At 68.9% G+C, this 24,164-nt stretch carries 26 protein-coding genes and 1 tRNA gene; 17 read left to right on the plus strand and 10 right to left on the minus strand.

Features of this window, described 5'->3' with window-relative positions; genetic code table 11:
• Window positions 1-97 precede the first annotated feature (97 nt).
• Both metF and RS883_RS13010 read right to left on the minus strand, forming a co-directional pair.
• Entirely contained in the window at window positions 98-1,039 is a 942-nt protein-coding gene (gene metF, locus RS883_RS13005; protein ID WP_315760605.1) for a methylenetetrahydrofolate reductase [NAD(P)H], read from the minus strand.
• A complete protein-coding gene (locus tag RS883_RS13010) occupies window positions 1,036-1,998 on the minus strand; it encodes a metalloregulator ArsR/SmtB family transcription factor (protein ID WP_315760606.1) in 963 nt (320 codons plus the stop codon). The genes metF and RS883_RS13010 overlap by 4 nt, the downstream gene beginning before the upstream one ends.
• A gap of 134 nt (window positions 1,999-2,132) precedes the next feature.
• Between RS883_RS13010 and RS883_RS13015 the strand changes: the two genes are divergently transcribed.
• The 11 genes from RS883_RS13015 (at window position 2,133) to RS883_RS13065 (ending at window position 11,129) form a co-directional block, all read left to right on the plus strand.
• Window positions 2,133-2,477 carry a hypothetical protein gene (locus tag RS883_RS13015; RefSeq protein ID WP_315760608.1) on the plus strand — a complete coding sequence of 115 codons (345 nt, stop codon included), beginning with the start codon at window positions 2,133-2,135 and terminating at the stop codon, window positions 2,475-2,477.
• A 75-nt stretch (window positions 2,478-2,552) separates the two neighbouring features.
• A complete protein-coding gene (locus tag RS883_RS13020; protein WP_315760609.1) occupies window positions 2,553-2,735 on the plus strand; it encodes a hypothetical protein in 183 nt (60 codons plus the stop codon).
• Window positions 2,732-3,673, plus strand: coding sequence for an aldo/keto reductase (locus RS883_RS13025; RefSeq protein ID WP_315760610.1), 942 nt, complete (start codon window positions 2,732-2,734; stop codon window positions 3,671-3,673). Before RS883_RS13020 ends, RS883_RS13025 begins: the two co-directional genes overlap by 4 nt.
• 91 nt (window positions 3,674-3,764) lie before the next feature.
• Complete coding sequence (gene gntA, locus RS883_RS13030; RefSeq protein WP_315760611.1) at window positions 3,765-4,421, plus strand: guanitoxin biosynthesis heme-dependent pre-guanitoxin N-hydroxylase GntA; 657 nt, start codon at window positions 3,765-3,767, stop codon at window positions 4,419-4,421.
• Window positions 4,418-5,005 carry an urea carboxylase-associated family protein gene (locus RS883_RS13035; protein WP_315760612.1) on the plus strand — a complete coding sequence of 196 codons (588 nt, stop codon included), beginning with the start codon at window positions 4,418-4,420 and terminating at the stop codon, window positions 5,003-5,005. Before gntA ends, RS883_RS13035 begins: the two co-directional genes overlap by 4 nt.
• Before the next feature lie 123 nt (window positions 5,006-5,128).
• Window positions 5,129-7,489, plus strand: coding sequence for a TonB-dependent receptor (locus RS883_RS13040; protein ID WP_315765135.1), 2,361 nt, complete (start codon window positions 5,129-5,131; stop codon window positions 7,487-7,489).
• 18 nt (window positions 7,490-7,507) lie between these two features.
• The gene (locus RS883_RS13045) at window positions 7,508-8,191 is read left to right on the plus strand and encodes a Fe2+-dependent dioxygenase (protein WP_315760613.1); all 684 of its coding nucleotides are present in this window, start codon (window positions 7,508-7,510) and stop codon (window positions 8,189-8,191) included.
• The gene (locus tag RS883_RS13050; protein ID WP_315760614.1) at window positions 8,188-8,823 is read left to right on the plus strand and encodes a PepSY-associated TM helix domain-containing protein; all 636 of its coding nucleotides are present in this window, start codon (window positions 8,188-8,190) and stop codon (window positions 8,821-8,823) included. The genes RS883_RS13045 and RS883_RS13050 overlap by 4 nt, the downstream gene beginning before the upstream one ends.
• A gap of 10 nt (window positions 8,824-8,833) precedes the next feature.
• Window positions 8,834-9,313, plus strand: coding sequence for a DUF2271 domain-containing protein (locus tag RS883_RS13055; protein WP_315760615.1), 480 nt, complete (start codon window positions 8,834-8,836; stop codon window positions 9,311-9,313).
• 11 nt (window positions 9,314-9,324) lie between these two features.
• Window positions 9,325-10,167, plus strand: coding sequence for a DUF4198 domain-containing protein (locus RS883_RS13060; protein ID WP_315760616.1), 843 nt, complete (start codon window positions 9,325-9,327; stop codon window positions 10,165-10,167).
• Window positions 10,168-10,259: 92 nt separating this feature from the next.
• On the plus strand, window positions 10,260-11,129 hold the full coding sequence (locus RS883_RS13065) for an FAD:protein FMN transferase (protein WP_315760617.1): 870 nt from the start codon (window positions 10,260-10,262) through the stop codon (window positions 11,127-11,129).
• Between the two features lies 1 nt (window position 11,130).
• On the opposite strand, the gene RS883_RS13070 is transcribed toward RS883_RS13065, so the two are convergent.
• A complete protein-coding gene (locus tag RS883_RS13070; protein ID WP_315760618.1) occupies window positions 11,131-11,349 on the minus strand; it encodes a hypothetical protein in 219 nt (72 codons plus the stop codon).
• A 138-nt stretch (window positions 11,350-11,487) separates the two neighbouring features.
• Between RS883_RS13070 and RS883_RS13075 the strand changes: the two genes are divergently transcribed.
• On the plus strand, window positions 11,488-12,504 hold the full coding sequence (locus RS883_RS13075) for a phosphotransferase family protein (RefSeq protein ID WP_315760619.1): 1,017 nt from the start codon (window positions 11,488-11,490) through the stop codon (window positions 12,502-12,504).
• A 90-nt stretch (window positions 12,505-12,594) separates the two neighbouring features.
• Here the strand turns inward: RS883_RS13075 and RS883_RS13080 are convergent, their stop codons facing one another.
• The 5 genes from RS883_RS13080 to RS883_RS13100 all read right to left on the minus strand — a co-directional run bounded on the left by RS883_RS13080 (window position 12,595) and on the right by RS883_RS13100 (window position 17,047).
• Window positions 12,595-13,113 carry a hypothetical protein gene (locus RS883_RS13080; protein ID WP_315765137.1) on the minus strand — a complete coding sequence of 173 codons (519 nt, stop codon included), beginning with the start codon at window positions 13,111-13,113 and terminating at the stop codon, window positions 12,595-12,597.
• A 31-nt stretch (window positions 13,114-13,144) separates the two neighbouring features.
• Window positions 13,145-14,314, minus strand: coding sequence for an RsmB/NOP family class I SAM-dependent RNA methyltransferase (locus RS883_RS13085; protein ID WP_315760620.1), 1,170 nt, complete (start codon window positions 14,312-14,314; stop codon window positions 13,145-13,147).
• Complete coding sequence (locus tag RS883_RS13090) at window positions 14,311-14,451, minus strand: hypothetical protein (protein ID WP_315760621.1); 141 nt, start codon at window positions 14,449-14,451, stop codon at window positions 14,311-14,313. Before RS883_RS13090 ends, RS883_RS13085 begins: the two co-directional genes overlap by 4 nt.
• Window positions 14,452-14,691: 240 nt before the next feature.
• The gene (gene guaB, locus RS883_RS13095; RefSeq protein WP_315760622.1) at window positions 14,692-16,149 is read right to left on the minus strand and encodes an IMP dehydrogenase; all 1,458 of its coding nucleotides are present in this window, start codon (window positions 16,147-16,149) and stop codon (window positions 14,692-14,694) included.
• Window positions 16,150-16,240: 91 nt separating this feature from the next.
• Window positions 16,241-17,047 carry a CoA ester lyase gene (locus RS883_RS13100; RefSeq protein ID WP_315760623.1) on the minus strand — a complete coding sequence of 269 codons (807 nt, stop codon included), beginning with the start codon at window positions 17,045-17,047 and terminating at the stop codon, window positions 16,241-16,243.
• A 161-nt stretch (window positions 17,048-17,208) separates the two neighbouring features.
• On the opposite strand from RS883_RS13100, the gene RS883_RS13105 reads away from it, so the two are divergent.
• From RS883_RS13105 to RS883_RS13115, 3 genes are read left to right on the plus strand one after another with little or no spacing between them, the layout of a single operon-like run.
• Complete coding sequence (locus RS883_RS13105) at window positions 17,209-18,186, plus strand: SPFH domain-containing protein (protein WP_315760624.1); 978 nt, start codon at window positions 17,209-17,211, stop codon at window positions 18,184-18,186.
• Between the two features lies 1 nt (window position 18,187).
• A complete protein-coding gene (locus tag RS883_RS13110; protein ID WP_315760625.1) occupies window positions 18,188-18,646 on the plus strand; it encodes an NfeD family protein in 459 nt (152 codons plus the stop codon).
• 45 nt (window positions 18,647-18,691) lie between these two features.
• Window positions 18,692-20,470, plus strand: coding sequence for a DUF885 domain-containing protein (locus tag RS883_RS13115; protein WP_315760626.1), 1,779 nt, complete (start codon window positions 18,692-18,694; stop codon window positions 20,468-20,470).
• On the opposite strand, the gene RS883_RS13120 is transcribed toward RS883_RS13115, so the two are convergent.
• The gene (locus RS883_RS13120) at window positions 20,456-21,535 is read right to left on the minus strand and encodes a mechanosensitive ion channel family protein (RefSeq protein WP_315760627.1); all 1,080 of its coding nucleotides are present in this window, start codon (window positions 21,533-21,535) and stop codon (window positions 20,456-20,458) included. The genes RS883_RS13115 and RS883_RS13120 overlap by 15 nt on opposite strands.
• Before the next feature lie 94 nt (window positions 21,536-21,629).
• On the opposite strand from RS883_RS13120, the gene RS883_RS13125 reads away from it, so the two are divergent.
• Together RS883_RS13125 and RS883_RS13130 are read left to right on the plus strand one after the other, a co-directional pair.
• Window positions 21,630-21,704 (plus strand) — tRNA-Glu (locus tag RS883_RS13125).
• Between the two features lie 93 nt (window positions 21,705-21,797).
• Window positions 21,798-22,646 (plus strand): DUF4336 domain-containing protein, encoded by an 849-nt coding sequence (locus tag RS883_RS13130; RefSeq protein WP_315760628.1) that lies wholly within the window; start codon window positions 21,798-21,800, stop codon window positions 22,644-22,646.
• Window positions 22,647-22,650: 4 nt separating this feature from the next.
• On the opposite strand, the gene RS883_RS13135 is transcribed toward RS883_RS13130, so the two are convergent.
• Window positions 22,651-24,147, minus strand: coding sequence for a CoA-acylating methylmalonate-semialdehyde dehydrogenase (locus RS883_RS13135; RefSeq protein WP_315760629.1), 1,497 nt, complete (start codon window positions 24,145-24,147; stop codon window positions 22,651-22,653).
• Window positions 24,148-24,164: the final 17 nt, after the last annotated feature.

Genomic DNA, 24,164 nt, shown 5'->3' on the forward strand with positions numbered 1-24,164 from the left:
CCGCTTGCGGGAGGGGTCGGGGGTGGGCCTGTCAGCAATCGGAGCGCAGGCGGCCACGCCCACCCCCGGCCCCTCCCGCAAGCGGGAGGGGGGTAAGTTACGCCGCCGCGCGCGCCTCTTCCGCCTTGGGGCGAAGGCCCAGGAGGTGGCAGATCGCGTAGCTCAGTTCGGCGCGGTTGAGCGTGTAGAAGTGGTAGTGGCGCACCCCGCCCGCATAGAGCCGGCGGCACAGCTCGCCCGCGATCGTCGCCGCAACGAGCTGGCGCGCGGCCGGATGCGCGTCGAGCCCGTCGAACAGCCGCCCCATCCAGTCGGGGATCGCCGCGCCGCACAGCCCGGCGAACTTCTGCGTCTGCGCAAAGTTGGAGACGGGCAGGATGCCGGGCACGATTTCCGCCCCGATCCCCGCCGCCGCCGCGCGGTCACGGAAGCGGAAGAAGGTTTCGGGCTCGAAGAAGAACTGCGTCAGCGCGCGGGTGGCGCCGGCATCCAGCTTGCGCTTCAGATTGTCGATGTCTGACGCGGCGCTCGTCGCCTCCGGATGCGCCTCCGGATAGGCGGCGACCGAAATCTCGAACGGGTGCAGGCGCTTCAGCCCCGCGACGAGGTCGGCGGCGCTGGCATAGCCCTCGGGATGCGGCACGAAGCGGTCGCCCATCGTCGGCGGATCGCCGCGCAGCGCGACGACGTGGCGCACGCCCGCCGCCCAATATTCGCGCGCGACTGCATCCACTTCGTCGCGGCTGGCATCGACGCAGGTCAGGTGCGCGGCGGCGGGCACGCTCGTCTCGCGCGCGATGCGGGCGACGGTGCCGTGGGTGCGGTCGCGGGTGGTACCGCCTGCCCCGTAGGTGACGCTGGCGAAGCGCGGCCCGAGCGGCGCAAGCGTCTGCACCGCGTCCCACATCGCCGCTTCCATCTTGTCGGTCTTGGGCGGGAAGAACTCGAACGACACGTCGGCATCGCCCGCCACATCGGCGAACAGCGGGCCGTCGAGCGCGCGGCGCGCTTCCTCGAGCTGTCCAACGGAAAGCGTCATGCGGCCTTGACCTCCAATTTGGCGTCGCCCGTCCGGCGCGCCAGCCACAATTTCACGGTAAGCTCGCCGCCCTCCAGCGTCTCGGTCCGCACCGGCGACAGACCGGCGGCGGCGAACCAGCCGAGCATCTGGTCGTCGGAGAAGCCCAGGCGCGCGTGATTGTCGCGCGTACGCAGTTCCTCGCGCTCGTGCGGGGCGAAGTCGGCGATCAGGAGCCGCCCCCCTACTCCCAGCACGCGCGCCGCCTCCGTGATGGCGGCGCCCGGCTGCTGCGCGAAGTGGAGGACGTGGTGCAGGATCGCGAGGTCGGCGGCACCGTCGGCAAGCGGCAGCGCATAGAGATCGGCCTGGCGAAGCTCAGCGCGGTCGAGCCCCTGCTCGGCCAGCTTGGCGCGGGCGAGCCGCAGCATTTCCGACGAGCGATCGACGCCGAGCGCGCGCTCCGCCTGCGGCGCGAACAGCTCGAGCATGCGGCCCGTGCCCGTGCCGATGTCGATGAGCTGTCCGACGCGCTCGCCGCCCAGCACCTGCGCCATCGCGCCCTCGACCGCGCTGTCGGCGACATGGAGGCTGCGGATCGCGTCCCAGGAGCCGGCATTCGCCTCGAACCATTCGGCGGCCGAGGCGGCGCGATCGGCGCGGACGGCGGCCAGGCGCGCGGTATCGGCGACCGCCCAATGGTCGCTGCCCGACGCTTCCCAGACGGCGTCGACCGCGGCGAGCAGCGCCGGCATCGCCGCGCCCGCCCCCATCGCGACGAACACCCAGCTGCCTTCCTTGCGGCGGCGCGCGAGGCCGGCGTCGCACAGGATCTTCACATGACGGCTGACGCGCGGCTGGCTTTGCCCCAGCACCTGCGCGAGTTCGCCGACCGACAGCTCCATCGCGCGTAGCAGCGCGACGATCCGAAGCCGGGTAGGATCGGCGAGCGCCTGAAAGATTTCGACTGCACCGGACATAGATGAAGATATAAAGATATCTTTATATGCGGTCAATGCCGTTCGCGCGTGTGATCCATGTTTGCGGATGCGGAACGAACCCGCGCGTCCGTGCGTCGTGCTCGCCAGCATTCACTACCGCAAAGGGCCGACCGATGAAGAAGACCGCGCTGATCCTTCCCGCCTTCGCCGCGCTGGCGCTCGCCGCGTGCAGCGAGAACGCGCAGCAGCAGACGGGCGAGGCCGCGGGCGCCGTTGCCGCCGACGTCAACGCGACCGTGGGCGATGCCGCTCGCGACGTCCGCGACGCCAGCGCCGAGGCGTTCGACGCGGCCGAGCGCACCGCCGACCGTGCCGGCCAGTCGATCGAGAACGGCGCCGATCGCGCCGGTGCGGCGATCGATCGCGGTGCGGACCGCGCGGCCAACGCTGCCGACCGCGCCAAGCGCGAGACCGGCCAGGAGCTCGAAGAAGCCGGTCGCGACATGCAGAAGAACTGATCCGTCTCGGGATCGTTGTGACGGGGTCGCGCCGCGCCTAGTGCCGGCGCGACCCTTTGCATTTCTGGAGGTTCGATGCGCCCCCTTGCCGCTGCCCTGCCCCTGTTCCTCCTCGCCGCCTGTGGGGCCGGCGACAACGACCCCGGCCCGGGCAGCGTGACGCAAAGCGAGGCGCGCGAGCTGAACGAGGCGGCCGAGATGCTGGACGTCAACGCCGTCTCTGCCGAGGCGCTCAACGATACGGGAGACGCGCAGTGACCGAGAATCGAAGGATCGGCGCGACCGATCTTCACACCCCGCCGATGGTCCTGGGCGGCAACGTTTTCGGCTGGACCACGGACGAGGCGACGAGCCATGCGATCCTCGACCGCTTCGTCGGTGCGGGCGGGACGATGATCGACACCGCCGATGTCTATTCGGCGTGGGTCGATGGCCATCAGGGCGGCGAGAGCGAGGCGGTGATCGGCCGCTGGCTCAAGGCGTCCGGACGGCACGGCGACGTCCTGATCGCGACCAAGGTCGGGATGCTGGGTGACCAGGGCCTGAAGCCCGACGCGATCGCCGCGGCTTGCGACGCGTCGCTCCAGCGGCTGGGCGTCGACACGATCGACCTCTATTACGCGCATCAGGACGACGAAAGCGTCCCGCAGGCGGAGATGCTCGGCGCGTTCCAGCGGCTGATCGACGCGGGCAAGGTCCGCCACATCGGCGCATCCAACTTCCACGCGATGCGGTTGAAGTCGGCGCTCGACATCGCCGCGGCCGAAGGACTTCCGCACTTCCGCGCGCTTCAACCCGAATACAACCTCGTCAGCCGCCACAAGTTCGAGGGCGAGCTTCAGAACCTGTGCGTCACGCAGAATATCGGCGTCCTGCCCTATTACGGTCTCGCCTCCGGTTTCCTGACCGGCAAGTACCGGACGCGCGACGATCTTTCGAAGAGCGTGCGCGGCGGGCGGATGGCCGAGCTGCTCGAGGGCAAGGGTGCCGCGGTGCTGGCGGCGATGGATGAGGTCGTCGCCGAAACCGGCGCGACCCATGCACAGGTCGCACTCGCGTGGCTCGCCGCGCAGCCGGGCATCGTCGCCCCGATCGCCAGCGCCACCAGCACCGCCCAATTGGACGATCTGATCGGCGCCTGGAGCCTCGAACTTGATGCCGATCAAGTCGAGCGGCTTTCCGACGCCGGAGTCTAGCGGTCTACGGAACTCATTGGCGTGATTATACTTTATCAGCGCCGTGACTGACCTAGACGACCCATCCGACACAGCCGATCGCTTCAAGACCATGATCGCCGACAAGTCGTTCCCCTGCGTGGGCGCGAAGTCGGCGCTCGGGCGCGGCCAGCTCGATCTTCTCTCCGCACGCTCGATCACCAGCGCGTGGGACGACATCGCCATTCACGAGGCGCTGATGCGCTTCGCCTGGGCGTATCGCGAGAACCCGACCTTGTTCCGCAGCTTCGCGGTGCTGTTCGACGGACCCGACGACCTCGACGAGGCGGGGTTCGAGGCGGCGCTCTGGACGCGGCTGCAATCGCTGACGGACAAGGACGAGTGGCGAGGCCAAGCCGCCGATCCGCGCGTCAGCAGCGACCCCGCGGATCCGCATTTCGGCATGAGCTTCGGCGGCGAGGCGTTCTTCATCGTCGGCCTCCACCCCCATGCCAGCCGCCCCGCCCGGCGCTTTGAACGGCCGGCGATCGTCTTCAACCTTCACGATCAGTTCGAGCTCCTCCGCGAGCAGAACCGCTACGAACAGCTTCGCGCCTCGATCATCGAGCGCGACGTGGCGCTGGCGGGAAGCGTGAACCCGATGCTCTCGCGTCACGGCGAGACGTCCGAGGCAAGGCAATATAGCGGCCGCGCGGTCGGCGACGGCTGGCGTTGCCCCTTCCACCGGAGCGGCGGCACCGGCGACGCCGACATGGGCGTCCTGCCATGAGCGGCGGCCGGATCGAGCCGCGCAGCGGCACCGCCTTCCTGCTGAACGCGGGGCAGGAACTCACCGTCATCGACCCGATGGGCGGCCAGGTCGCCGACCTTCTCGCAGTGGCGCGCGACGACGTGCGGGAGATGCTCTCGTCGGGCCGGACGCTCGACTATGCCGAGCGCATCTACCTGACGACGGGCGACAAGCTCTACTCGAACCGTTCAAACGTGATGCTGGAGATCGTCGGCGACGATGTCGGGCGTCACGACTTCCTGCTCACCCCGTGCAGCGAGGCGACGTTCCGCCTCTGCTACGACAACGAACCCCCGCATCAGGGGTGTCACGGCAATCTCGCCGGGGCGTTGGCGCCCTATGGGATCGAGGAGGACGCGGTCCCGATCGCGTTCAACTGCTTCATGAACGTCCCCGTCGATGGGGAGACCGGCCGGTTCAAGGTGCTGCCGCCGCTTAGCAAGCCCGGCGACACCGTGCGCTTCCGGGCGACGATGGACCTGGTGATCGGCCTAACCGCGTGCTCGGCCCCGGCGAGCAATGGCGGCAGCTTCAAACCGATCGATTGGTGCGTGACAGACTGATCTGGATTACTGTTATCGATAATCACTCGCAAAGTGATTGACAGTGCGAGTGACTCGCAATAGCCGAGCCCCGGCAAACAAGAGGGGTTCGGGGTGGCACATCAGTGTCTTGCACTTTCGTGCATCGGTTTTCTGGCAACCGCACCGGCCTATGCCGCAGAGGACGACACGCGTCCTGCCGCACCGGTGAACGATCCGGTCGGCCAGACGCGTCCGGCTGACCGCGACATCATCGTGACCGGGCAAAAGGAAGCCGCGCCGCCTCAGGTGGAAAGCCCCAAGGCGACGTCGGACATTCTGGACACGCCGCAGACGATCACCGTCGTCAGCGAGCAGACGATCCGCAAGCAGAACCTCCAGACGCTGCGCGACGTGCTTCAGACGATTCCCGGTATCACCTTTGGCGCGGGCGAAGGGGGCGGCGGCTATGGCGATTCGATCAACCTTCGCGGGTTCTCGGCCAACAACGACATCACCATCGATGGCGTCCGCGACAGCGCACAGTACAGCCGCACCGACCCGTTCAACCTGCAGCAAGTCGAGGTCTATAACGGCGCCAACAGCGTCTTCAACGGATCGGGCAGCGTCGGCGGGACGATCAACCTGGTCAGCAAGGTCCCGGGCACCGAGACGCTGACGATCGCCCAAGGGTCGGTCGGCACCGACGATTATTATCGCGGCTCGATCGATAGCAATGTGCGCGTGTCGGACTTCGCGGCGGTGCGCCTGAACGGCATGTACCATCACAACGGCGTGCCCGGCCGCGACGTCGAAACGTTCGAGCGCTGGGGCATCGCACCGTCGGTCACGCTCGGCATCGGCGGGTCGACCAGCCTGACCATCGCCTATGTCCATCAGGAGGATCGCAACGTCCCGATCTTCGGCGTGCCTTACTTCGACAACGGCATCACCGACGGCTTCGCCCCCGACTTCGACAAGTCGGGCTATTACGGGATCGAGAATCTCGATCGCCAGGACGTGACGATCGACCGCCTGACCGCGACCTTCCACCACGCGATCGACGACAGCCTCAGCGTCCGCAACCTGACCCGCTGGCAGCGCGTCGCGCAGTACAGCGTAACCTCCGCGCCGCAGGGCACCTTCTGCCTAGGCTCGACCGGGCGGCAGCCGATCGCCACCACGCCGGGCGCGACGGTGGGTGCCGCCTGCCCAGCCAACGTGCCTGCCGGCTTCTACCTGCCCTCGGGTCCGCGCGGCCTCGTGCGCGATCAGGAGAACCAGCTTCTCTACAACCAGCTCGACCTGCGGCATGAGGCGGGCGGTCGCGGCGGTGTGTACAACATCCTCAACATCGGCGTGTCCGGCCTCGTCGAGAGTTATCACCTCAACCAGGCGTCGCTGCTGCGCAACGCCGATGGCAGTGCGGTATCGCCGTTGCCGCTGATCGACATTTCCAACCCGAACACCAATTATTCGGGGCCGATCAACTACACGCTGACCTCACGCGCGCGCAGCGAGACGCGCAACATCGCGGTCTATGCTTTCGACACGCTCGAAATCGGGCCGATGTTCGAACTGAATGGCGGCGTCCGCTTCGAGCATCAGCATGCGACGTTCCGCAACCTGCCGCTCGCCTTCGTGCCGCCGGGCACGACGCCGCTGACCCCGCTCCAGCAGCAGCCGCAGGACAGCCGCGAGGACCTGTTCTCCTGGCGGGTTGGCGCCGTGTTCCACCCGGTGCAGGACGTCAGCCTGTACGCCGGCTATGGCAATGCCAAGACGCCGTCATCGGCGACGGTGCGCCTGGGCTGCGGTGTGCCCGCGACGCTCGGCGGCACCGACCCGTGCGCCGTCGCGCCGGAAACCGCCAAGAATTACGAGGCGGGGATCAAGGCCGGGCTGTTCGACCGCCGGCTCCAGTTCACCGCCGCCTTCTTCCGCAACGAGCGGACCAATTATCGCGTGCCGTCGAACGACCCGGCGCTGCCTGCGGGGCTGCAGGTGCTCGACGGGCGCAGCCGCGTCGATGGCATCGCGCTCGGCCTGTCGGGGAACGTCACACCCGCCTGGACCGTATTCGCCAACTACACCTATCTCGACAGCGAAGTGCTCCAGAGCATCTCCGACCGCGATGTGGCGGCCGGCGTCGTCGATCCGCAGCGGGGCAGCCGCCTCTTCCAGACGCCGGAGCATTCGGGCAGCCTGTTCACCACCTACAAGCTGCCGTTCGGGCTCGAGATCGGCTACGGCCTGACCTATCAGGGCGGGTTCGCGACCAACGCCCCGGTCGGCCTCAACCGCGTGCAGTTCGAAGTCGACGACTATCTGATCCACCGTGCCTTCGCCGCTTACACGCTTGCGGATCACTGGACGGTGCAGCTCAACGTCCAGAACTTCACCGACGAGCAGTATATTACTGGAATCCGCAACAATCTGAACGGCACGACCGGCGCGGTGACGGGCGGATGGGCGACGCCGGGCGACCGGCGGCAGGCGACGCTCAGCCTGTTCTACAGCTTCTGATTTCGATAGGCAGTCGCAATGCTGCTGGCGATCCCCCAAATTCTCGACGCCGATGGCGTGGCGCGCGTGCGCCGCGTCATCGATGGCGGGCGCTGGATCGACGGCAATGCGACCTCCGGACCCCAGGCGGCGCTCGCCAAGCGCAACGAGCAGTTGGTCGAGGATGACGCGGCGACGGTCGAGGCGGGGCGCGTCATCCTGGACGCGCTCGGCCGATCGCCGCTGTTCGTCGCGGGCGCGCTGCCGCTCAAGGTCTTTCCGCCGCTGTTCAACCGCTATGCCGGCGGCCAGGCGTTCGACGTCCATGTCGACAATGCGGTCCGGCTGAAGCGCGGCAGCGACTTTCGGTTGCGCAGCGACCTGTCGATGACGGTCTTCCTCGCCGATCCCGCCGACTATGATGGCGGCGAGCTGGTGGTCGAGGATTTGTTCGGCGAGCAACGGGTCAAGCTCGCCGCCGGCGACGCGGTGCTCTATCCCGCGTCCAGTCTGCACCGTGTCGAGCCAGTGACGCGCGGCACCCGTGTCGCCTCGTTCCTCTGGATCCAGTCGATGGTCCGCGACGATGGCGAGCGGCGCATCCTGTTCGACCTAGACCGCGCGATCCAGCGGGTCGCCGCCGACAAGGGCCAGGGCGACCGGTCGGTGGTCGAGCTGACCGGCGTCTATCACAATCTGCTTCGCCGATGGGCCGACGCATGAACGCCCCCACGCCCATCCGCCCCGCCGCCAAGCGCAACCTGCGCAGCTTCTGGATGCGCCAGTTCCAGACGTGGCACTGGATCAGCGCGGCGATCAGCCTGGCGGCGATGCTGCTGTTCTCGATCACCGGCATCACGCTCAACCACGCCTCGACTATCTCGGCCGAGCCGGTGGTAACGCAGCGCACCGGCCAATTGCCCGCGCCGCTGGTCCGCCGCCTGACCGGGAACGGCAGCGAGCCACTGTCACCCGCCGTCGCTGATGCCGTCGAGAACGCCATCGGCCTCGACGCGATCGGCCGCGCCGCCGAATGGTCGGACGGCGAGGTCTATGTCGCCCTCCCCCGCCCCGGCGGCGACGCGTGGGTCAGCATCGACCGGACGACCGGCGCGATCGAGGCGGAGGTGACCGACCGCGGCTGGATCGCGTGGGCCAATGATCTCCACAAGGGCCGCAACTCGGGCGCCGCCTGGTTCTGGTTCATCGACCTCTTCGCGGTGGCGTGCGTCGTCTTCACCATTACCGGGCTGCTGCTGCTCCAGATGCATGCGCGCCGCCGCCCCTCCACCTGGCCGATCGTCATCGCGGGGCTCGTCCTGCCCGCCGTGCTGGCGATCTTCTTCATCCATTAAGGGAGCCACGATGCGCCTTTCCTCGCTCATGCTGCTCGGCGGCGCGTTCTCGGCCCCAGCGGTCGCCGGGTCGGTGACGATCACCATCCCGCGCCTCAACGTCGCCGAATATCACCGCCCCTATGTCGCGGTCTGGATCGAGCCCGCCGCCGGCGGCCCCGCGCGTACCATCGCGATCTGGTACGACGTCAAGAAGGGCGGCGCGGAGCCGGGGACCAAGTGGCTCGCGGACCTGCGCGCCTGGTGGCGCAAGGGCGGGCGCAGCATGAAGCTGCCCGCCAATGGCGTCAGCGGCGCGACGCGCGCGCCGGGCACCCACACCATCCCGCTGCCCGCGGACATCAAGCCCGGCGACTATGTCCTCAATGTCGAGGCGGCGCGCGAGACCGGCGGGCGCGAGCTCGTTCGCGTGCCCCTCACCGTCCCGATCAAGCCCGCTCGCGCCGCCGGCAGCCACGAGCTCGGCGCCGTCACCCTCTCCGCCCGCTAAGGACGTCGCCCATGAACAAGCTCACCCTCCGCCTGCTCGCCGCCGCGGCGCTCGTTTCGGTGCCCGTCGGCGTTTCCGCGCACCGCCTGTGGCTGCTGCCCTCGGGAACGATCTTTTCCGGCACCGACAGCTGGGTGACGGTCGACATGGCCGCGTCCAACGACCTGTTCTATGCCGACCATCAGCCCGGCCGGCTGGACGGCATCAAGGTGTGGCGGCCCGACGGCAGCGACGGGCGGGTACAGAACGGCTCGACCGGCCGCTATCGCTCGGTGTTCGACGTCCAGCTCGATACGCCCGGCACGTGGAAGATCGGCATGGCGCAAACCGGCCTGATGGGCAGCTTCAAGGTCGGCGGCGTCGAGAAGCGCGTCGGCGGGCGCCCGCAGATGGGGCCGGATGGCAAGCGCCTGCCCCCGCTGACCGCCGCCGATATTCCCGCCGACGCAACCGACGTGCAGCTCTCCGAAGCCTCGACCCGCAACGAGATTTTCGTGACCGCGGGCGAGCCGACCGACACGGTGCTGAAGCCGATGGGCAAAGGCCTAGAGGTCGAGTGGCGCACCCATCCCGACGAGCTGGTCGCGGGTGAGCCCGCGCAGCTCCGCTTCCTGATCGACGGCAAGCCCGCTCCGAACCTGAAGGTCACGGTCGTCCCCGGCGGCAAGCGCTATCGCGATGCCGAGGGCGCGCGCGACCTGACGACGGGCGGCGACGGCATGCTCGCGGTCGATTGGCCGAACGCCGGCATGTACTGGCTGAACGCCGTCGCGGAGGATGCGGCGGCGACGACGCCGCGCGCGACCAAGCGGCGGATGAGCTACACCACGACGCTCGAGGTGATGACGCCCTGACCCCGCGCATCGCGCTCCCCCCGCGGCTGGATGCCGCCGCGCTCGCCGACCATGATCCGGCGGCGCGTCTCGCGGCGCTCGCGGGCGAGACGATGGGGACGACCTGGCGCATCCTCTATGCCGAGCGCGCCGTGCCTGTCGCGGCGGTGCGCGCGGCGGTCGAGGCGCGACTGGACGAGCTCGACGCGGCGCTGAGCCATTGGGCACCGGACTCCGCACTGTCGCGCTTCAACCGGTCGGCTGGCGAGTGGGTGACGGTGCCGCCCGATCTCGCCCATGTCGTCGACGCCGGGCTGGAGCTAGCACGCGTGAGCGGCGGCGCGTTCGATCCGGCGATAGGGGCCCTGGTCGACCTGTGGGGCTTCGGCCCGCCAGGGCATCAGCCGACGCCGGAGGACGCGGCGATCGCCGCGGCACGCGCTCGTTCGGGATGGCAGCGGCTCGATTGGGATCGCGAGGGGCGGCGATTGCGCCAGCCCGGCGGCGTCCAGCTCGATCTGTCGGGGGTTGCCAAGGGACATGCCGCCGACGCGCTTGCCGACCTGCTCGCGACATTCGGACTCCGGCACTGCATCGTCGAGGTCGGCGGCGAGTTCGCAGGGCGCGGAATGCGGCCGGATGGCGATCCCTGGTGGGTCGAGCTGGAGACACCGCCCGGCATGGCGTTGGCGCCCTTGAGAGTGGCGGCTCATCAGGTCGGCGTGGCGACCAGTGGCAGCTATGTCCGCGGCGCCCACAATCTCGACCCGCGCATTGGACGAGCGCCTGAGAACGGCGTCGTCGGCGTCAGCGTCGTCGCGCGAACCGCGATGGCTGCCGACGCGCTCGCGTCCGCGATCACTATCGCATGGCCGGATCTCGCGTCATTGGCGCCGCTTCGCCCGGCGGCGAGGATCATCGCGACCGAAAACGGGAGCGTGCGTGAGCACCTCACCCCCGCCCTCGCCGCGATGATCGATTGAGTCAGGCGGCCGCCTTCGAGTCGGCGTCGTCGGGTCCATAGACCTGATCGAGATAATAGCTGGCGAGCACATAGTGCGCCTGCACCACCGCGGGATGCTCCGCGCGCTGGGCCTGGACGAGTTCCTGTTCGGCTCGGCGGTAGAGATAATCGGTGTCGACGGAGGTTGGAGCGGTAACGCCGGTTTCGCTTGAGGATAATGCTTGGTTTTCCATGTACATGGAACGCTTTGCTCGCTCGATTGGTGCCGCGGTTGGTCGCAAATCGCAGAAACGCGTGATTGCGCACATCTTGGAAGATTGGGTATGCCGGCCTCTCAGGCGAGCGGCAGGACGGACGGTGATGATCGAGCAACGGGTATGAGCGACCTCGATCTAACGGCACTGTCCGGCTGGATTGCGGCACATGCGCCGCAGCTCGGCACAGCCACCGCCGCCGAGAAGTTCGCCGGCGGTCAGTCGAACCCCACGTATCGCATCGACACCAGCAAAGGCGGCGCGATCGTCCTCCGCCGCAAGCCGTTCGGCCCGATCCTGCCCTCCGCCCACGCGATCGAGCGCGAGTACCGGCTGATCGCCGCGCTCCATGCGACCGGCTTCCCGGTCCCCGTCCCCATCGCGCTGTGCGAAGATGCGGCGGTGATCGGCGCCGCCTTCTACCTGATGGCAAAGGTCGATGGAACAACGCACTGGGACGGCACGCTCCCATCCGTCCCGATGCCCGCACGGCGCCGGCATTATGAAGCGCTGATCGACACCCAGGCGGCGCTGCATCGCCTCGATCCCGATGCGCTCGGCCTCTCGGACTTTGCACCCCCGGGCAACTATATCGAGCGGCAGGTCGCGCGCTGGACGCGCCAGTACCGCGCCGCACAGACCGACGACATCGCCGAGGTCGAGCGCCTGATCGAGTGGCTGCCCACCACCTTGCCCGCGCAGGACCGCATCTCGATCATCCATGGCGATTACCGCATCGACAATCTCATCTATGGCGATGACGGCGACGTACGCGCGGTGCTCGACTGGGAGCTGGCGACGCTGGGCGATCCGGTCGCCGACTTCGCCTATCTGGCGATGAACTGGGCGATGCCGCGCGACGGCCGCGCGGGGCTGGCCGGCGTCGACTTCGCGGCCGAGGGATTGCCGACGCTCGACAAGGCGGTGGCGCGCTACTGCGCGGCGACGGGGCGGGCGGGCCTGCCCAATCTCAACTGGTATTTCGCCTACAACCTCTTCCGCCTGGTCGGCATCGTCCAGGGGATCAAGAAGCGCGTGATCGACGGCAACGCCTCAAGCGACCGTGCCGCGGCGATGGCCGAACGCGTGGTCCCGCTCGCGCAGGCGGCATGGGGGCAGGCGAAGCTGGCGGGGGCGTGAGCCTCTCCGGCCGTTCGTCCTGAGCCTGTCGAAGGACGTGTCCCGAACGTACGTGCTTCGACAAGCTCAGCACGAACGGGAGAGCGATCGTCAGTTCTTGACGGGCGTGCCCGAGGATGGGGGATTGACCGACTGCTGTGCGGTCGCGGTGATCGGCGGACCCTTGGCGATCGCGGCGGCGAGCAGGGTCGCTTCTCCGCACGGCTTGGTGCCGCACAGCGTCTTGATCTTGGCAAGGTTCTCGCGCGCCTTCGACACCGCGCCCTTGTCGACCAGCGCCTGACCCTGGCCGGCCAGCGCGGCGGGGTCGTTGGGCTCGATCGTCAGCGCCTCGCGATAGAAGCGGATCGACTTGCCGGGCAGCTCCTGCGAGCGCGCGACTTCGGCCAGCAGGATGAACGCCTGGCGGTTGCGCGGATCGACGACGACGGAGCTTTCGAGCAGGTCGTTGGCAGCGGAGAGGTTGCCCGCCGCGCGCGCCGCCTTCGCGCGCTCCATCAGCGCCAGCGACCGTGCGTCGATCTGGTCGTCCGGCCGCTGGCCGTGCAGCGACGTCGACAGGCTGACCGCGGCAAGGGCAAGGGCGACCGATACGCTGGTGAACCGCATGATGTTCTCCGAAACCACACTCACTGGGCTATCACGGCTTATTGAGGACCGCGACAAAAAAGCCGTCGGTCCCATGATGGAGGGGGTCGAGCCGGATTCCAAGGCCATGCGGCGTTCCCGCGGGCACCGGGGGTGGTGACACGTGCCAGCCGGGGTGACGCGAGAGGAACGCGTCGGCCTGATCGCGCCCCTCGGCATCCAGCAGCGAGCAGACGACATGGACCACCCGCCCGCCCGGTCGCACGAGATCGGCGGCGATATCGAGCAGCCGCCCCTGTGTGGCGGTCAGCCACGCCAGCCGGTCGGGCGTCAGTCGCCACCGCGCCTCCGGATTGCGGCGCCAGGTTCCAGTGCCCGAGCAAGGCGCATCGACGAGGACGAGGTCGGCGCCCTCGCTCCAGTCGGCCAGCGCCTCCGTCTCACGATTGGGGTTGAGGAGGCGCGTCTCGGCGATCGTCACGCCGGCGCGCTCGGCGCGCGGCGGCAGGCGCTGGAGGCGCGCGCGGTCGCTGTCGCTAGCGAGGATCGCGCCCTGGTTCGCCATCGCCGCGGCGAGCGCGAGCGTCTTGCCGCCCGCCCCCGCGCACAGGTCGACGACGCGCTCGCCCGGCCGCGCGGCGCAGGCGAGCGCGACGATCTGGCTGCCGGCGTCCTGCACCTCGATCGCGCCTGCTTCATGCTCGGGCAGGCGCTCGACCTGCGTGTTGGGCGGCAGGCGAAGCGCGTCGGGCAGGCCGGGGATCGGCTCCGCACCATCGATCGAGACCGATGCTGCGCGCAGGCGATTGATGCGGATGTCGAGCGGCGCGCGGTCGAGCAATGCCGCCTGGGTCGCCGCGTCGACGCCGGAGGCGGTGAGCGCATCGACCAGCCAGGCCGGCGCGATCCCGGGTTTCGCTGTCGGTTCGCCCTCGGCAACCGCCGGCGGGCCATAGCCATTGCCGTCGAACGCCGCCGCGATCGCCGGATCGTCGGCGAGTGCGAGCATCGCCGCTCGTCCGCTCGCCGGCACCTCGCCGCAGCGGCGGATCGCGCGATAGACGAGTTCGCGGATCGCGCGGCGATCCTTCGACCCGGCAAAGCGATGCGCGGCGAACCAGCGCGCGAGCACCGTATCGGCCGCCGCCCCGCCACCCTTGGCCGCGGCGATGACGAGGTCGAGGATCTCGATGGCCGATTGGACGCGTGCACCCGGGGTCATTCGCCGCGCTCCCTTGCCTGCTCGGCGGCGAGCTTGGCACGCGTCACGTGCCACTTCCGGCGAAGCCAGCGGATGCGCAGGAAGATGTAGAGTCCGGTGATCGCGACGATCAGCAGGACCTTTTGCTGATCGGTCATATGGGGAGGCGGGAAGAAGGTTGGTTCACGCAAAGGCGCAAAGACGCGAAGAAGGATTGTTCACGCGGAGGCGCAGAGGACGCAGAGAGGTTGAGCTTGCCGCGGAGCGGCTCTCCCAAACCACCTGCGTAGAGCGCGCCTGCGGCGCCGTTCAACGCAACTCCTCCGCGTTTCCGCGCCTCCGCGTGCATAACTGCTTCGCGCCCTTGCGCCTTTGCGTGAACAAACTTCTTCCTACCCTCACCGCGTCGGATAGTTCGGCGCCTCGCGCGTGATCGTCACGTCGTGGACGTGGCTTTCGCGGAGGCCCGCGCCGGTGATCCGCACGAAGCGCGCCCGCTCGCGCAGGTCCTTCAGCGTGGCGCTGCCGGTATAGCCCATCGCCGCCTTCACGCCGCCGACAAGCTGATGGATGACGTCGCGCGCCGGGCCCTTGAACGGCACCTGACCCTCGATTCCCTCAGGAACGAGCTTCATCTGGTCCTTGATGTCCTGCTGGAAATAGCGGTCGGCCGAACCGCGCGCCATCGCGCCGACGCTGCCCATGCCGCGGTACGACTTGTACGCGCGGCCCTGATACAGGAACGTCTCGCCCGGCGCTTCCTCGGTGCCCGCGAGCAGCGATCCGATCATCACCGCCGACGCGCCCGCCGCCAGTGCCTTGGCGACGTCGCCGGAGGTGCGGATGCCACCATCGGCGATCACCGGCACGCCCGCCTTCGCGCCCTCGCTTGCGGCATCCATCACCGCGGTGAGCTGCGGCACGCCGACGCCGGCGACGACGCGCGTGGTGCAGATCGAGCCCGGACCGATGCCGACCTTGATTCCGTCCGCGCCCGCATCGATCAGCGCCTTGGTCGCCTCGGCGGTCGCGACGTTGCCGGCGACGACCTGGACCGAGTTAGAGAGCTTCTTCACCCGCTCAACCGCGCGCGCGACGTCGCGGTTATGGCCGTGCGCGGTGTCGATGACGATCAGGTCGCACTCGGCATCGACCAGCGCGGCGGTCCGGTCATAGCCCTTGTCGCCCACCGTCGTCGCAGCCGCGACGCACAGGCGGCCGGCGGCATCCTTGGTCGCTTCCGGGTACAGCACCGCCTTTTCGATGTCCTTGACGGTGATGAGGCCGACACAGGCGTAGTTGTCGTCGACGACCAGCAGCTTCTCGATCCGGCGCTGGTGGAGCAGTCGGCGCGCCTCCTCCTGCGTGACGCCGGTCTTCACCGTCGCCAGATTGTCGCGCGTCATCAGCTCGGACACCGGCTGCTCCGGATTCTCGGCAAAGCGGACGTCGCGGTTGGTCAGGATGCCGACGAGCTTGCCGGATGCCTCGACCACCGGGATTCCGCTGATGCGATGGCGCTGCATCAGCGCCTGCGCGTCCTTGAGCGGTGCCGAGGGCGTGATGGTGATGGGGTTGACGACCATGCCGCTTTCGAAGCGCTTGACCTGGCGCACGGCGGCGACCTGTTCCTCGACCGACAGGTTGCGGTGGAGCACGCCGATGCCGCCCATCTGCGCCATGACGATCGCCATGTCGCTCTCGGTCACGGTGTCCATTGCCGAGGACAGGATCGGAATGTTGAGGTCCAGCCCGCGCGCCACCCGCGTGCGCGTGTCGGCCATGCTCGGCAGGACGTCCGATTCCGCCGGATAGAGGAGGACGTCGTCGAAGGTGAGGCCGAGAGTGATGTCCATGGGGGCGCCGGATCCTGTGGGTCGATTCGAGGATTGGCGGCCCATCTAAACGCGGGGGCCCGGATGCGCTACCCCCCTGCCCTCGTCTTCCTTATCGCCGCGCCAACAGCGCCCGCGCCTGCTCGACATGCATCGTCTCGATCATCCGCCCGCGATAGCGCTCCGCCCCGCCGGTCGCGGCGGCGATCAGCGCCTCCGCCTCGGCGATCTCGACCTCGCTCGGCCCGAACGCGCGCGCGGCGATATCGATCTGGTTGGGGTGGATCAGCGTCTTGCCGTCGAAGCCAAGGAGCCGTCCCGCGCTGCAATCCTCCGCCAGCCCCTCTGCGTCCTCCAGCGCGTTGTAAACGCCGTCAAGCGCCCAGCCGCCGCCCGCCCGTGCCGCGAGCACGATCGCCTGGAGCGCATAGCCGATCCCCGCGCGCCCGCTGTCCGCGGGGACGCCCAGCGTCGCGCGCAGGTCGTTGACGCCGGCGATGAGCCCTTCGACGCCGGGCACCGCGGCGATTGCGGGCGCCGCGAGCACCCCCGCGGGCGTCTCGATCATCGCCAGCACCGGCTTGCCCGCCGCCGCCACGCGCGCGGCGAGTTCGGCGGTCTCGACCTTTGGCACGACCAGATAGTCCGCCGCCGACGGCGCAACGGCTGCGACGTCCTCTCCGTGACAGCCATGATCCTCGCCATTGACGCGGATCGCGACCAGCCGCGGTCCGAAGCCTTCCTCCGCCGCGGCGACCGCGGCGGTGCGTGCGCGCGCCTTGTCCTCCTCGCGGACCGAATCTTCCAGGTCGAGGACGATCATCTCGGCGCCGAGCCCCCGCGCCTTCTCGATCGCGCGGGCATTCGATGCGGGGAGGAACAGCGACGTGCGCGGCGGTTGGCGAAGGGCGGTGCTCATGACGCGATCCCTACCCCCGCCTCATCTTCCCGTCATCCCGGACTTGATCGGAAATCCCGCTTCTTTCGAACCTGAAACGAAGAAGCGGGACCCCGGATCAAGTCCGGGGTGACGATGAGGCGGGATGCGCATAACATGCGACCGCAACACGGAGGGACAAGATGGACGGGATCGTCGGCGTGCTGGGACTGATCGTGCTGCTGGTGGTCGTGTACCTGTTCGCCAGCATCAAGATCGTGCGCCAGGGCTATCAATACACGATCGAGCATTTCGGCCGCTTCACCAGCGTCGCGCGACCCGGCTTCAACTTCTATCCCGCCTTCTTCTATCGCGTGGGTCGCCGCGTGAACATGATGGAGCAGGTGATCGACATTCCGGGGCAGGAGATCATCACCCGCGACAATGCAATGGTCTCGACCGACGGCGTCGTCTTCTTCCAGGTGCTCGACCCCGCCAAGGCCGCGTACGAAGTCTCCGACATGTTCGTGGCGCTGCAACAGATCACGACGACCAACCTGCGCACCGTCATGGGTTCGATGGACCTCGACGAAACGCTGTCGAAGCGTGACGAGATCAACGCGCGGCTGCTGTCGGTGGTCGACCACGCGACCAATCCCTGGGGCGTCAAGATCACGCGCGTCGAGATCAAGGACATCCGTCCGCCCGCCGACATCGTCAACGCGATGGGTCGTCAGATGAAGGCCGAGCGCGAGAAGCGCGCCAACATCCTGGAGGCCGAAGGCAGCCGCGCGAGCGAAATCCTGCGCGCGGAGGGCCAGAAGCAGGCACGCATCCTGGAGGCCGAGGGTCGGCGCGAATCCGCCTTTCGCGATGCCGAGGCACGCGAACGCGCCGCGGAGGCCGAGGCGAAGGCGACCGCGCTGGTCAGCGACGCGATCGAGCAGGGATCGGCCCAGGCGATCAACTATTTCGTCGCGCAGAAATATGTCGAGGCGATCGGCAAGTTCGCGACCAGCCCCAATGCCAAGACCGTGCTGTTCCCGGTCGAGGCAACGCAGCTGATCGGTACGCTGGGCGGCATCGGCGAGCTCGCGCGCGAGGCGCTCGGCCGCGAGCCTGCGCCCAAGCCGCCGTCCCCGCCGACGCGGCCGGGTGTGCCGCAGGTGCGCGAGGGCTGAGTTGGGCGACTGGCTGAGCCAGCCCGGCATTCTCTGGCTGATCGGCGCGGTGCTGCTCGCCGGCGTCGAGCTGATGGTGCCGGGCGTGTTCCTCGTCTTCCTCGCCTTTGCCGCGGCGGTGACGGGGGCGTTCACGTTGCTGTTCCCCGATCTGGGGCTCGGCGGCCAGCTTGCCAGCTTTGCCCTGTGGTCGGCGGCGGCGGTGGCGATCGGGCGGCGCTGGTATGGCGGCGATGCGGTGGCCTCGTCGGACCCGATGCTCAACGACCGGGCGGCACGCAGCATCGGCGCCACCGTCGTCGCCGCCAGCGACTTCGTGGCGGGCGAAGGGCGCGTGCGGCTGGGCGATGGCGAGTGGCCCGCGCGGGGGCCGGCGATGCGGACGGGCGCGACCGCGCGCGTCGTCGCCATTGACGGGCTGACGCTCGTCGTCGAACCTGTGGCTTCGTTGCCGGAGTAACCAATTCCCATGTCCTCGCCGCTGTCGTTGTCGCGCCGTACCCTCATGTCCGCCGCCGGCTCGGGCCTTGCGCTCGCCGCGCTGCCCGCCCGTGCTCGCCAGGCGGCGCCCGACCCCAGCGCCGCCGCGCTCGACGCGATCGCCGAGAGCTTCCTCGTCCTCCAGCCCGAGGGCGCAACGGGCCTGGGCATCGACACCGGCGCGCGCGCGCCGCTCAAGTCGCGCGTGACCGACCGGTCTCAGGCGGGTCGCGACAAGGAAGCGGCGTGGCTGCGCACCGCGCTCGGCCGCATCGAGACGCTGAAGCCGAGCGAGACGGCGCGCACCGATGTCGAGGTCGCACGCACTGCCTATTCGACCGCGCTGGAGGGCTATGGCTTTCCCTATGGCGCGATCGACATCGGCGGCTGGCGCAACGGGCCCTATGTCGTCGCGCAGAACATGGGCGCCTATCTCGACGTCCCCAAGTTCCTCGATTCGAGCCACACGGTCGAGACTGCCGCGGATGCCGAGGCCTATTTGGCGCGGCTGAACGCCTTTGCCGACCAGCTCGATGGCGAAACCGGGCGGCTGGAGAGCGCGCGCGGCCGCGGCATCGTCGCGTCCGACGTGCTCATGAAGAAGACGCTCGACGGCATCCGCCTGTCGCGCCAGGGGCAGCCGAAGGACTGGCTCGTCGTCAGCTCGCTCGCCAAGCGGACCGCCGCGATCTCCGGCAACTGGGCCGCGCGCGCCGAAAAGATTGCCGCCACCCGCGTCGCCCCCGCGCTAGACCGCCAGATCGCCGAGCTGGAGCAGCACGCCAGGGTCGCCACCGCGGATGCCGGCGTGTGGAAGTTCCGGGACGGCGACGCCTATTACGCCTGGGCACTCCGCGCCTCGACCACCACCCGCATGAGCCCGGACGAGGTCCATGCGATGGGCCGCGCCGAACTCGCCCGGCTCCAGTCCGAGATGGACGGCATCCTCAAGAAGCTCGGCTATTCAAGCGGCAGCGTGGGCGCGCGGATGATCGCGCTGGCCAAGGACCCGCGCTACACCTTCCCCAACGACGATGCCGGCCGCGCGCAGATCATGGCGCTGATCCAGGACCGCATCGCCGACATCCGCACCCGCCTGCCTCGCGCCTTCGCGACGCTGGTCGACGGGCGTGTCGAGGTCCGCCGGATTGCACCCGCCGAAGAGATCGGCGCGCCGGGCGCCTATGGCGGCGCGGGGTCGATCGACGGCAAGGTACCGGGCCGCTTCTGGATCAACCTGCGCACCACCGACCTGCACACCAAATACAGCCTGCCGACGCTGACCTATCACGAGTCGATCCCCGGCCATGTCTGGCAGGGCGAGTACACGCACAAGCTGCCGCTCATCCGCACGCTGATGGGCTTCAACGCCTATTCGGAGGGCTGGGCGCTCTACGCCGAGCAATTGGCGGGCGAGCTCGGCGTCTATGACGACGATCCGGTCGGACGGCTCGGCTATCTTCAGTCGATCGCGTTCCGCGCGTGCCGCCTCGTCGTCGACACCGGCCTCCATGCCAAGCGCTGGACGCGGGCGCAGGCGATCCAGTGGTTCGCGGAGACCAACGGCTCGGGCCTGGACGAGGTGACGAGCGAGGTCGACCGCTACTGCGCATGGCCGGGCCAGGCGTGCGGCTACAAGGTCGGGCACAGCGAGATCAATCGCCTGCGCATGGCGTCGCAGCAGCGGCTGGGCGATCGCTTCGACTTTCGCGGCTACAACGACGTGGTCGTGGGCGGCGGCGGCGTGCCGCTCAACGTCCTGGCGCAGAATGTCGAGCGGTGGGAGGCGTCACGTCGCGGCTGACGCGGGCGTGCCGTCCACCGCCACGCGGCGGCGCGGCAGCGCCTCCGGCATCTCGTCGCGGATATAGCCGAGCAGCGCCTCGCGAATGTCGCAGCGCAGGTCGAACGCGGTGCCCGCGTCGCGCGCAGTGGCGAGCACGCGGACCTCGATCGCATCCGGCTTGGTATCGGTGACCTGGAGCACGAAGGCGCGCCCGTCCCAGCGCGGGTTGGCCTTCACCACCCCCTCCGCATGCGCGCGCAGCCGGTCGATGTTGGTGGCGGGGTCGAGGTTCAGGAACACCGACCCCAGCAGCTGGCTGGCGTTGCGCGTCCAGTTCTGGAAGGGCTTCTCGAGGAATTGCGAGACCGGCACCACCAGCCGCCGCTCGTCCCACAGCGCGACGACCACGTACGTCAGCCGGATCTCCTCGATCCGCCCCCATTCGCCCTCGACGATGACGACGTCGTCCAGCCTTACGGGTTCGGTGAAGGCCATCTGGATGCCGGCGATCAGGTTCTTGAGGAGCGGCTGCGCAGCGGCACCGACCGCGAGGCCGGCGAGACCCGCCGAGGCCATCAGCGTGACGCCGACGCTGCGGATCGAAGGAATGCTGAGCAGCATCAGGCAGATCGTCAGGAAGCCCGCGCCGAACACCGCGATCCGCACCAGGATGGCGCTGCGCGTCCGCCGCCGCCGTGCGCGCAGATTGTCGGCGACGGTGATGTCGGCATCGAGCTCGATCGCCTTGCCCACCGCGCGGATCATCGCGATCGCGAGCGAGCCGACCAGCAGCGGCACGATCAGCCCCGCCGCCTGGGTCCACGCCGCATCCGCCGTCTTTGATAGGTCCAGGAAACGGCGCACCGTGGCGAGCGCGATGCCGACGCCGATCCAGCGCAGCGGCTTTCGCGCATGCGCGACGAAGATGTCGTCCGCCGACCCCGGCGTGCGCCGCGCGATCCGGTCGAGCACGCGCATGCCGAGCGCATGAATGACGAGCGCGATCAGGACGGCCAGCGCCACCACGCCGATATCGATGACGAAGCCGGGCACGCGCTGGCCCAGGAGCGTTACATGCTGCATGCGCGAACAACGCATGGGCGCGATGATGTTCCGAACGTCACAACGTGCTTGACGCTCGCCCCACCCCCCGGTAAGCGGCGCCTCTCGCAACGACGGCCCCTTCGTCTAGCGGTTAGGACGTCGCCCTCTCACGGCGAAAACACGAGTTCGATTCTCGTAGGGGTCACCAGCGACGACGCGGGCGTTACCGGCCCGCCTCATCCAGCCAGATCCGGAACTTACGTTGAAATATTGCGCTCCTCTGCGAACGCGGAGGATGGCGATGGATCACCGAGTTTCAAGCGTTACGTCGGAACGGCAGCTGCGTAAGAAGCTGATCGCGGCCGGTGCGGTTGCGGGTGCGGCGGCGATCGCGCTGCTGGCGACGCGCGGGGCGAGGCATCGCGACTTGCCGGTCACCTATCCACCGCTCGACGTGCCGAAGCCGCTCGCGCCCGACATCTGGGTGGTCGACAGCGGGCCGATCCACGTCGCCGGGCTGAGCCTGCCGCTACGCATGACCGTTGTTCGGTTGCCGGACGGTGGCCTGCTGCTCCACTCGCCCGTTCGGCACACGCCGGCGCTGGCCGAGGCGCTGGCGCCGATCGGGCCGGTCCGGCATCTGGTCGCGCCGAACATCGCGCATTGGACGTTCCTGACCGGCTGGCAGGCCGCCTTTCCTGAGGCCGTTACCTGGGCGGTCCCCGCGCTGCGCAAGCGCGCACCGGTGCGACGATCGGGGGTCCGCATCGACCTTGACCTGAGCGACATCGCGCCGGATGCCTGGTCAGGCGTCATCGACCAGCGGATCGTCCGCGGCCGCGGCTTCGAGGAGGCCGGCTTCTTCCACAAGCCGAGCGGAACGCTGATCCTGGTCGACCTGATCGAGAATCTGGAGCCGGCCAGGCTGCCGCCGATCACCTCGGCATTGATGCGGGCCACGCTGGCGACGCGCGAAACGACCGCGCTGCACGTACGCGCCGCCGTCGCGCTGGGTGGTGAGGCGGCGCGCGATGCGGTCGCGGCGCTCGTCGCCACCGCGCCGACCCGCGTCGTCTTCGCGCACGGGACGATCTTCACCGAGGACGCGGCGCGGCGTCTCCGCCGCGCCTTCGCGTGGCTGATCGGGTAGGCGCTCAGCCCATCGTCGGAATGACGAAGGCGTTGCTGCCGTCGGGCGACCCGTCGGGCCAGCGCTGCGTCACCGTCTTGACCTTGGTCCAGAAGCGCACGCCTTCCATGCCGTGCTGGTTGACGTCACCGAACGCCGAGCGCTTCCACCCGCCGAACGTATGATAAGCGACGGGCACGGGAATCGGCACGTTGATGCCGACCATGCCGACCTCGACGCGGGCGGCGAATTCGCGCGCGGCGTGGCCGTTGCGGGTGAAGATCGCGACACCGTTGCCGTATTGATGCTCGCTCGGCAGGCGCACCGCCGTCTCGAAATCGGGCGCACGGACGATCTGGAGGACGGGACCGAAGATCTCCTCCTGATAGCTCTGCATCTTCGGCGTCACGCGGTCGAACAGCGACGGACCGATGAAGAACCCTTCCTCATGCCCCTGAAGCGTGAAGCCGCGCCCGTCGACGACCAGCTCGGCGCCCTCGTCCACCCCGGTCTGGATCCAGTTCTCGACGCGCGCCTTGTGCGCGGCGTTCACGACCGGGCCGTAATGCGCCTCCGCATCGGTGGAGACGCCGACGCGCAGCTTCTCGATCGCGGGGATCAGCTTTTCGCGCAGCGCGTCGGCGGTCTTGTCGCCGACCGGCACCACGACGGGAAGCGCCATGCACCGCTCCCCTGCCGAGCCGAACGCCGCGCCCGACAGGTCGTTCACCACTTGGTCGAGGTCGGCGTCTGGCATGACGATGCCATGGTTCTTGGCGCCGCCCATCGCCTGGATGCGCTTCCCCGCCTCGACGCCGCGGCGATAGACATAGTGGGCGATGTCGGACGAGCCGACGAAGCTTACCGCCGAGATCGCGGGATGGTCGAGGATCGCGTCGACCATCTCCTTGTCGCCGTGCACGACCTGGAGAATACCCTCGGGCAGCCCCGCCTCGCGCATCAGCTCGGCCAGGCGAACCGGGACCGAGGGGTCGCGCTCGCTGGGCTTGAGGATGAAGGCGTTGCCGCAGGCGATCGCGACGCCGAACATCCACATCGGGATCATCGCGGGGAAGTTGAACGGCGTGATGCCCGCGCCGATGCCGAGCGGCATCCGCATCGAATAGACGTCGATGCCCGGCCCTGCCCCTTGCGTATATTCGCCCTTCAGCGCGTGCGGGATGCCACAGGCGAACTCGACGACCTCAAGGCCGCGCTGGATGTCGCCCTTGGCGTCGGCGATCACCTTGCCATGCTCGGACGAGAGCGTGCGGGCGAGCTCGTCCATGTTCGCCTCGACCAGTTCCTTGAAGCGGAACATGACGCGGGCGCGGCGCTGGGGGTTGGTGGCGGCCCAGGCGGGCTGCGCGGCACGCGCGGCGGCGACCGCGACCTCCAGCAACGCGGCGTCGCCGAGCGAAACCTCGGCCTGCACCTGGCCGCTGTTGGGGTCGAAAACCGGGCTGGTCCGCCCGCTGCCCGCCTCGCCCTGTCCCGCAATGAAATGATCGATTGCACGCATGCCGTCTCTCCTTGGCA

This window comes from Sphingomonas sp. Y38-1Y, from assembly GCF_032391395.1.
GTDB lineage: Bacteria > Pseudomonadota > Alphaproteobacteria > Sphingomonadales > Sphingomonadaceae > Sphingomonas.

What these genes read in the sequence shown, in the direction of transcription:
- RS883_RS13065 (WP_315760617.1), top strand. Translation starts at nt 10,260, where the DNA reads ATGGGGACGACCTGGCGCATCCTCTATGCCGAGCGCGCCGTGCCTGTC.
- RS883_RS13090 (WP_315760621.1), bottom strand. Translation starts at nt 14,451, where the DNA reads ATGACCGATCAGCAAAAGGTCCTGCTGATCGTCGCGATCACCGGACTC.
- RS883_RS13060 (WP_315760616.1), top strand. Translation starts at nt 9,325, where the DNA reads ATGAACAAGCTCACCCTCCGCCTGCTCGCCGCCGCGGCGCTCGTTTCG.
- RS883_RS13080 (WP_315765137.1), bottom strand. Translation starts at nt 13,113, where the DNA reads ATGCGGTTCACCAGCGTATCGGTCGCCCTTGCCCTTGCCGCGGTCAGC.
- RS883_RS13115 (WP_315760626.1), top strand. Translation starts at nt 18,692, where the DNA reads ATGTCCGCCGCCGGCTCGGGCCTTGCGCTCGCCGCGCTGCCCGCCCGT.
- RS883_RS13130 (WP_315760628.1), top strand. Translation starts at nt 21,798, where the DNA reads ATGGATCACCGAGTTTCAAGCGTTACGTCGGAACGGCAGCTGCGTAAG.
- RS883_RS13105 (WP_315760624.1), top strand. Translation starts at nt 17,209, where the DNA reads ATGGACGGGATCGTCGGCGTGCTGGGACTGATCGTGCTGCTGGTGGTC.
- metF (WP_315760605.1), bottom strand. Translation starts at nt 1,039, where the DNA reads ATGACGCTTTCCGTTGGACAGCTCGAGGAAGCGCGCCGCGCGCTCGAC.
- RS883_RS13020 (WP_315760609.1), top strand. Translation starts at nt 2,553, where the DNA reads ATGCGCCCCCTTGCCGCTGCCCTGCCCCTGTTCCTCCTCGCCGCCTGT.
- gntA (WP_315760611.1), top strand. Translation starts at nt 3,765, where the DNA reads ATGATCGCCGACAAGTCGTTCCCCTGCGTGGGCGCGAAGTCGGCGCTC.
- RS883_RS13085 (WP_315760620.1), bottom strand. Translation starts at nt 14,314, where the DNA reads ATGACCCCGGGTGCACGCGTCCAATCGGCCATCGAGATCCTCGACCTC.
- guaB (WP_315760622.1), bottom strand. Translation starts at nt 16,149, where the DNA reads ATGGACATCACTCTCGGCCTCACCTTCGACGACGTCCTCCTCTATCCG.
- RS883_RS13015 (WP_315760608.1), top strand. Translation starts at nt 2,133, where the DNA reads ATGAAGAAGACCGCGCTGATCCTTCCCGCCTTCGCCGCGCTGGCGCTC.
- RS883_RS13120 (WP_315760627.1), bottom strand. Translation starts at nt 21,535, where the DNA reads ATGCAGCATGTAACGCTCCTGGGCCAGCGCGTGCCCGGCTTCGTCATC.
- RS883_RS13045 (WP_315760613.1), top strand. Translation starts at nt 7,508, where the DNA reads ATGCTGCTGGCGATCCCCCAAATTCTCGACGCCGATGGCGTGGCGCGC.
- RS883_RS13100 (WP_315760623.1), bottom strand. Translation starts at nt 17,047, where the DNA reads ATGAGCACCGCCCTTCGCCAACCGCCGCGCACGTCGCTGTTCCTCCCC.
- RS883_RS13050 (WP_315760614.1), top strand. Translation starts at nt 8,188, where the DNA reads ATGAACGCCCCCACGCCCATCCGCCCCGCCGCCAAGCGCAACCTGCGC.
- RS883_RS13135 (WP_315760629.1), bottom strand. Translation starts at nt 24,147, where the DNA reads ATGCGTGCAATCGATCATTTCATTGCGGGACAGGGCGAGGCGGGCAGC.
- RS883_RS13035 (WP_315760612.1), top strand. Translation starts at nt 4,418, where the DNA reads ATGAGCGGCGGCCGGATCGAGCCGCGCAGCGGCACCGCCTTCCTGCTG.
- RS883_RS13070 (WP_315760618.1), bottom strand. Translation starts at nt 11,349, where the DNA reads ATGTACATGGAAAACCAAGCATTATCCTCAAGCGAAACCGGCGTTACC.
- RS883_RS13055 (WP_315760615.1), top strand. Translation starts at nt 8,834, where the DNA reads ATGCGCCTTTCCTCGCTCATGCTGCTCGGCGGCGCGTTCTCGGCCCCA.
- RS883_RS13075 (WP_315760619.1), top strand. Translation starts at nt 11,488, where the DNA reads ATGAGCGACCTCGATCTAACGGCACTGTCCGGCTGGATTGCGGCACAT.
- RS883_RS13010 (WP_315760606.1), bottom strand. Translation starts at nt 1,998, where the DNA reads ATGTCCGGTGCAGTCGAAATCTTTCAGGCGCTCGCCGATCCTACCCGG.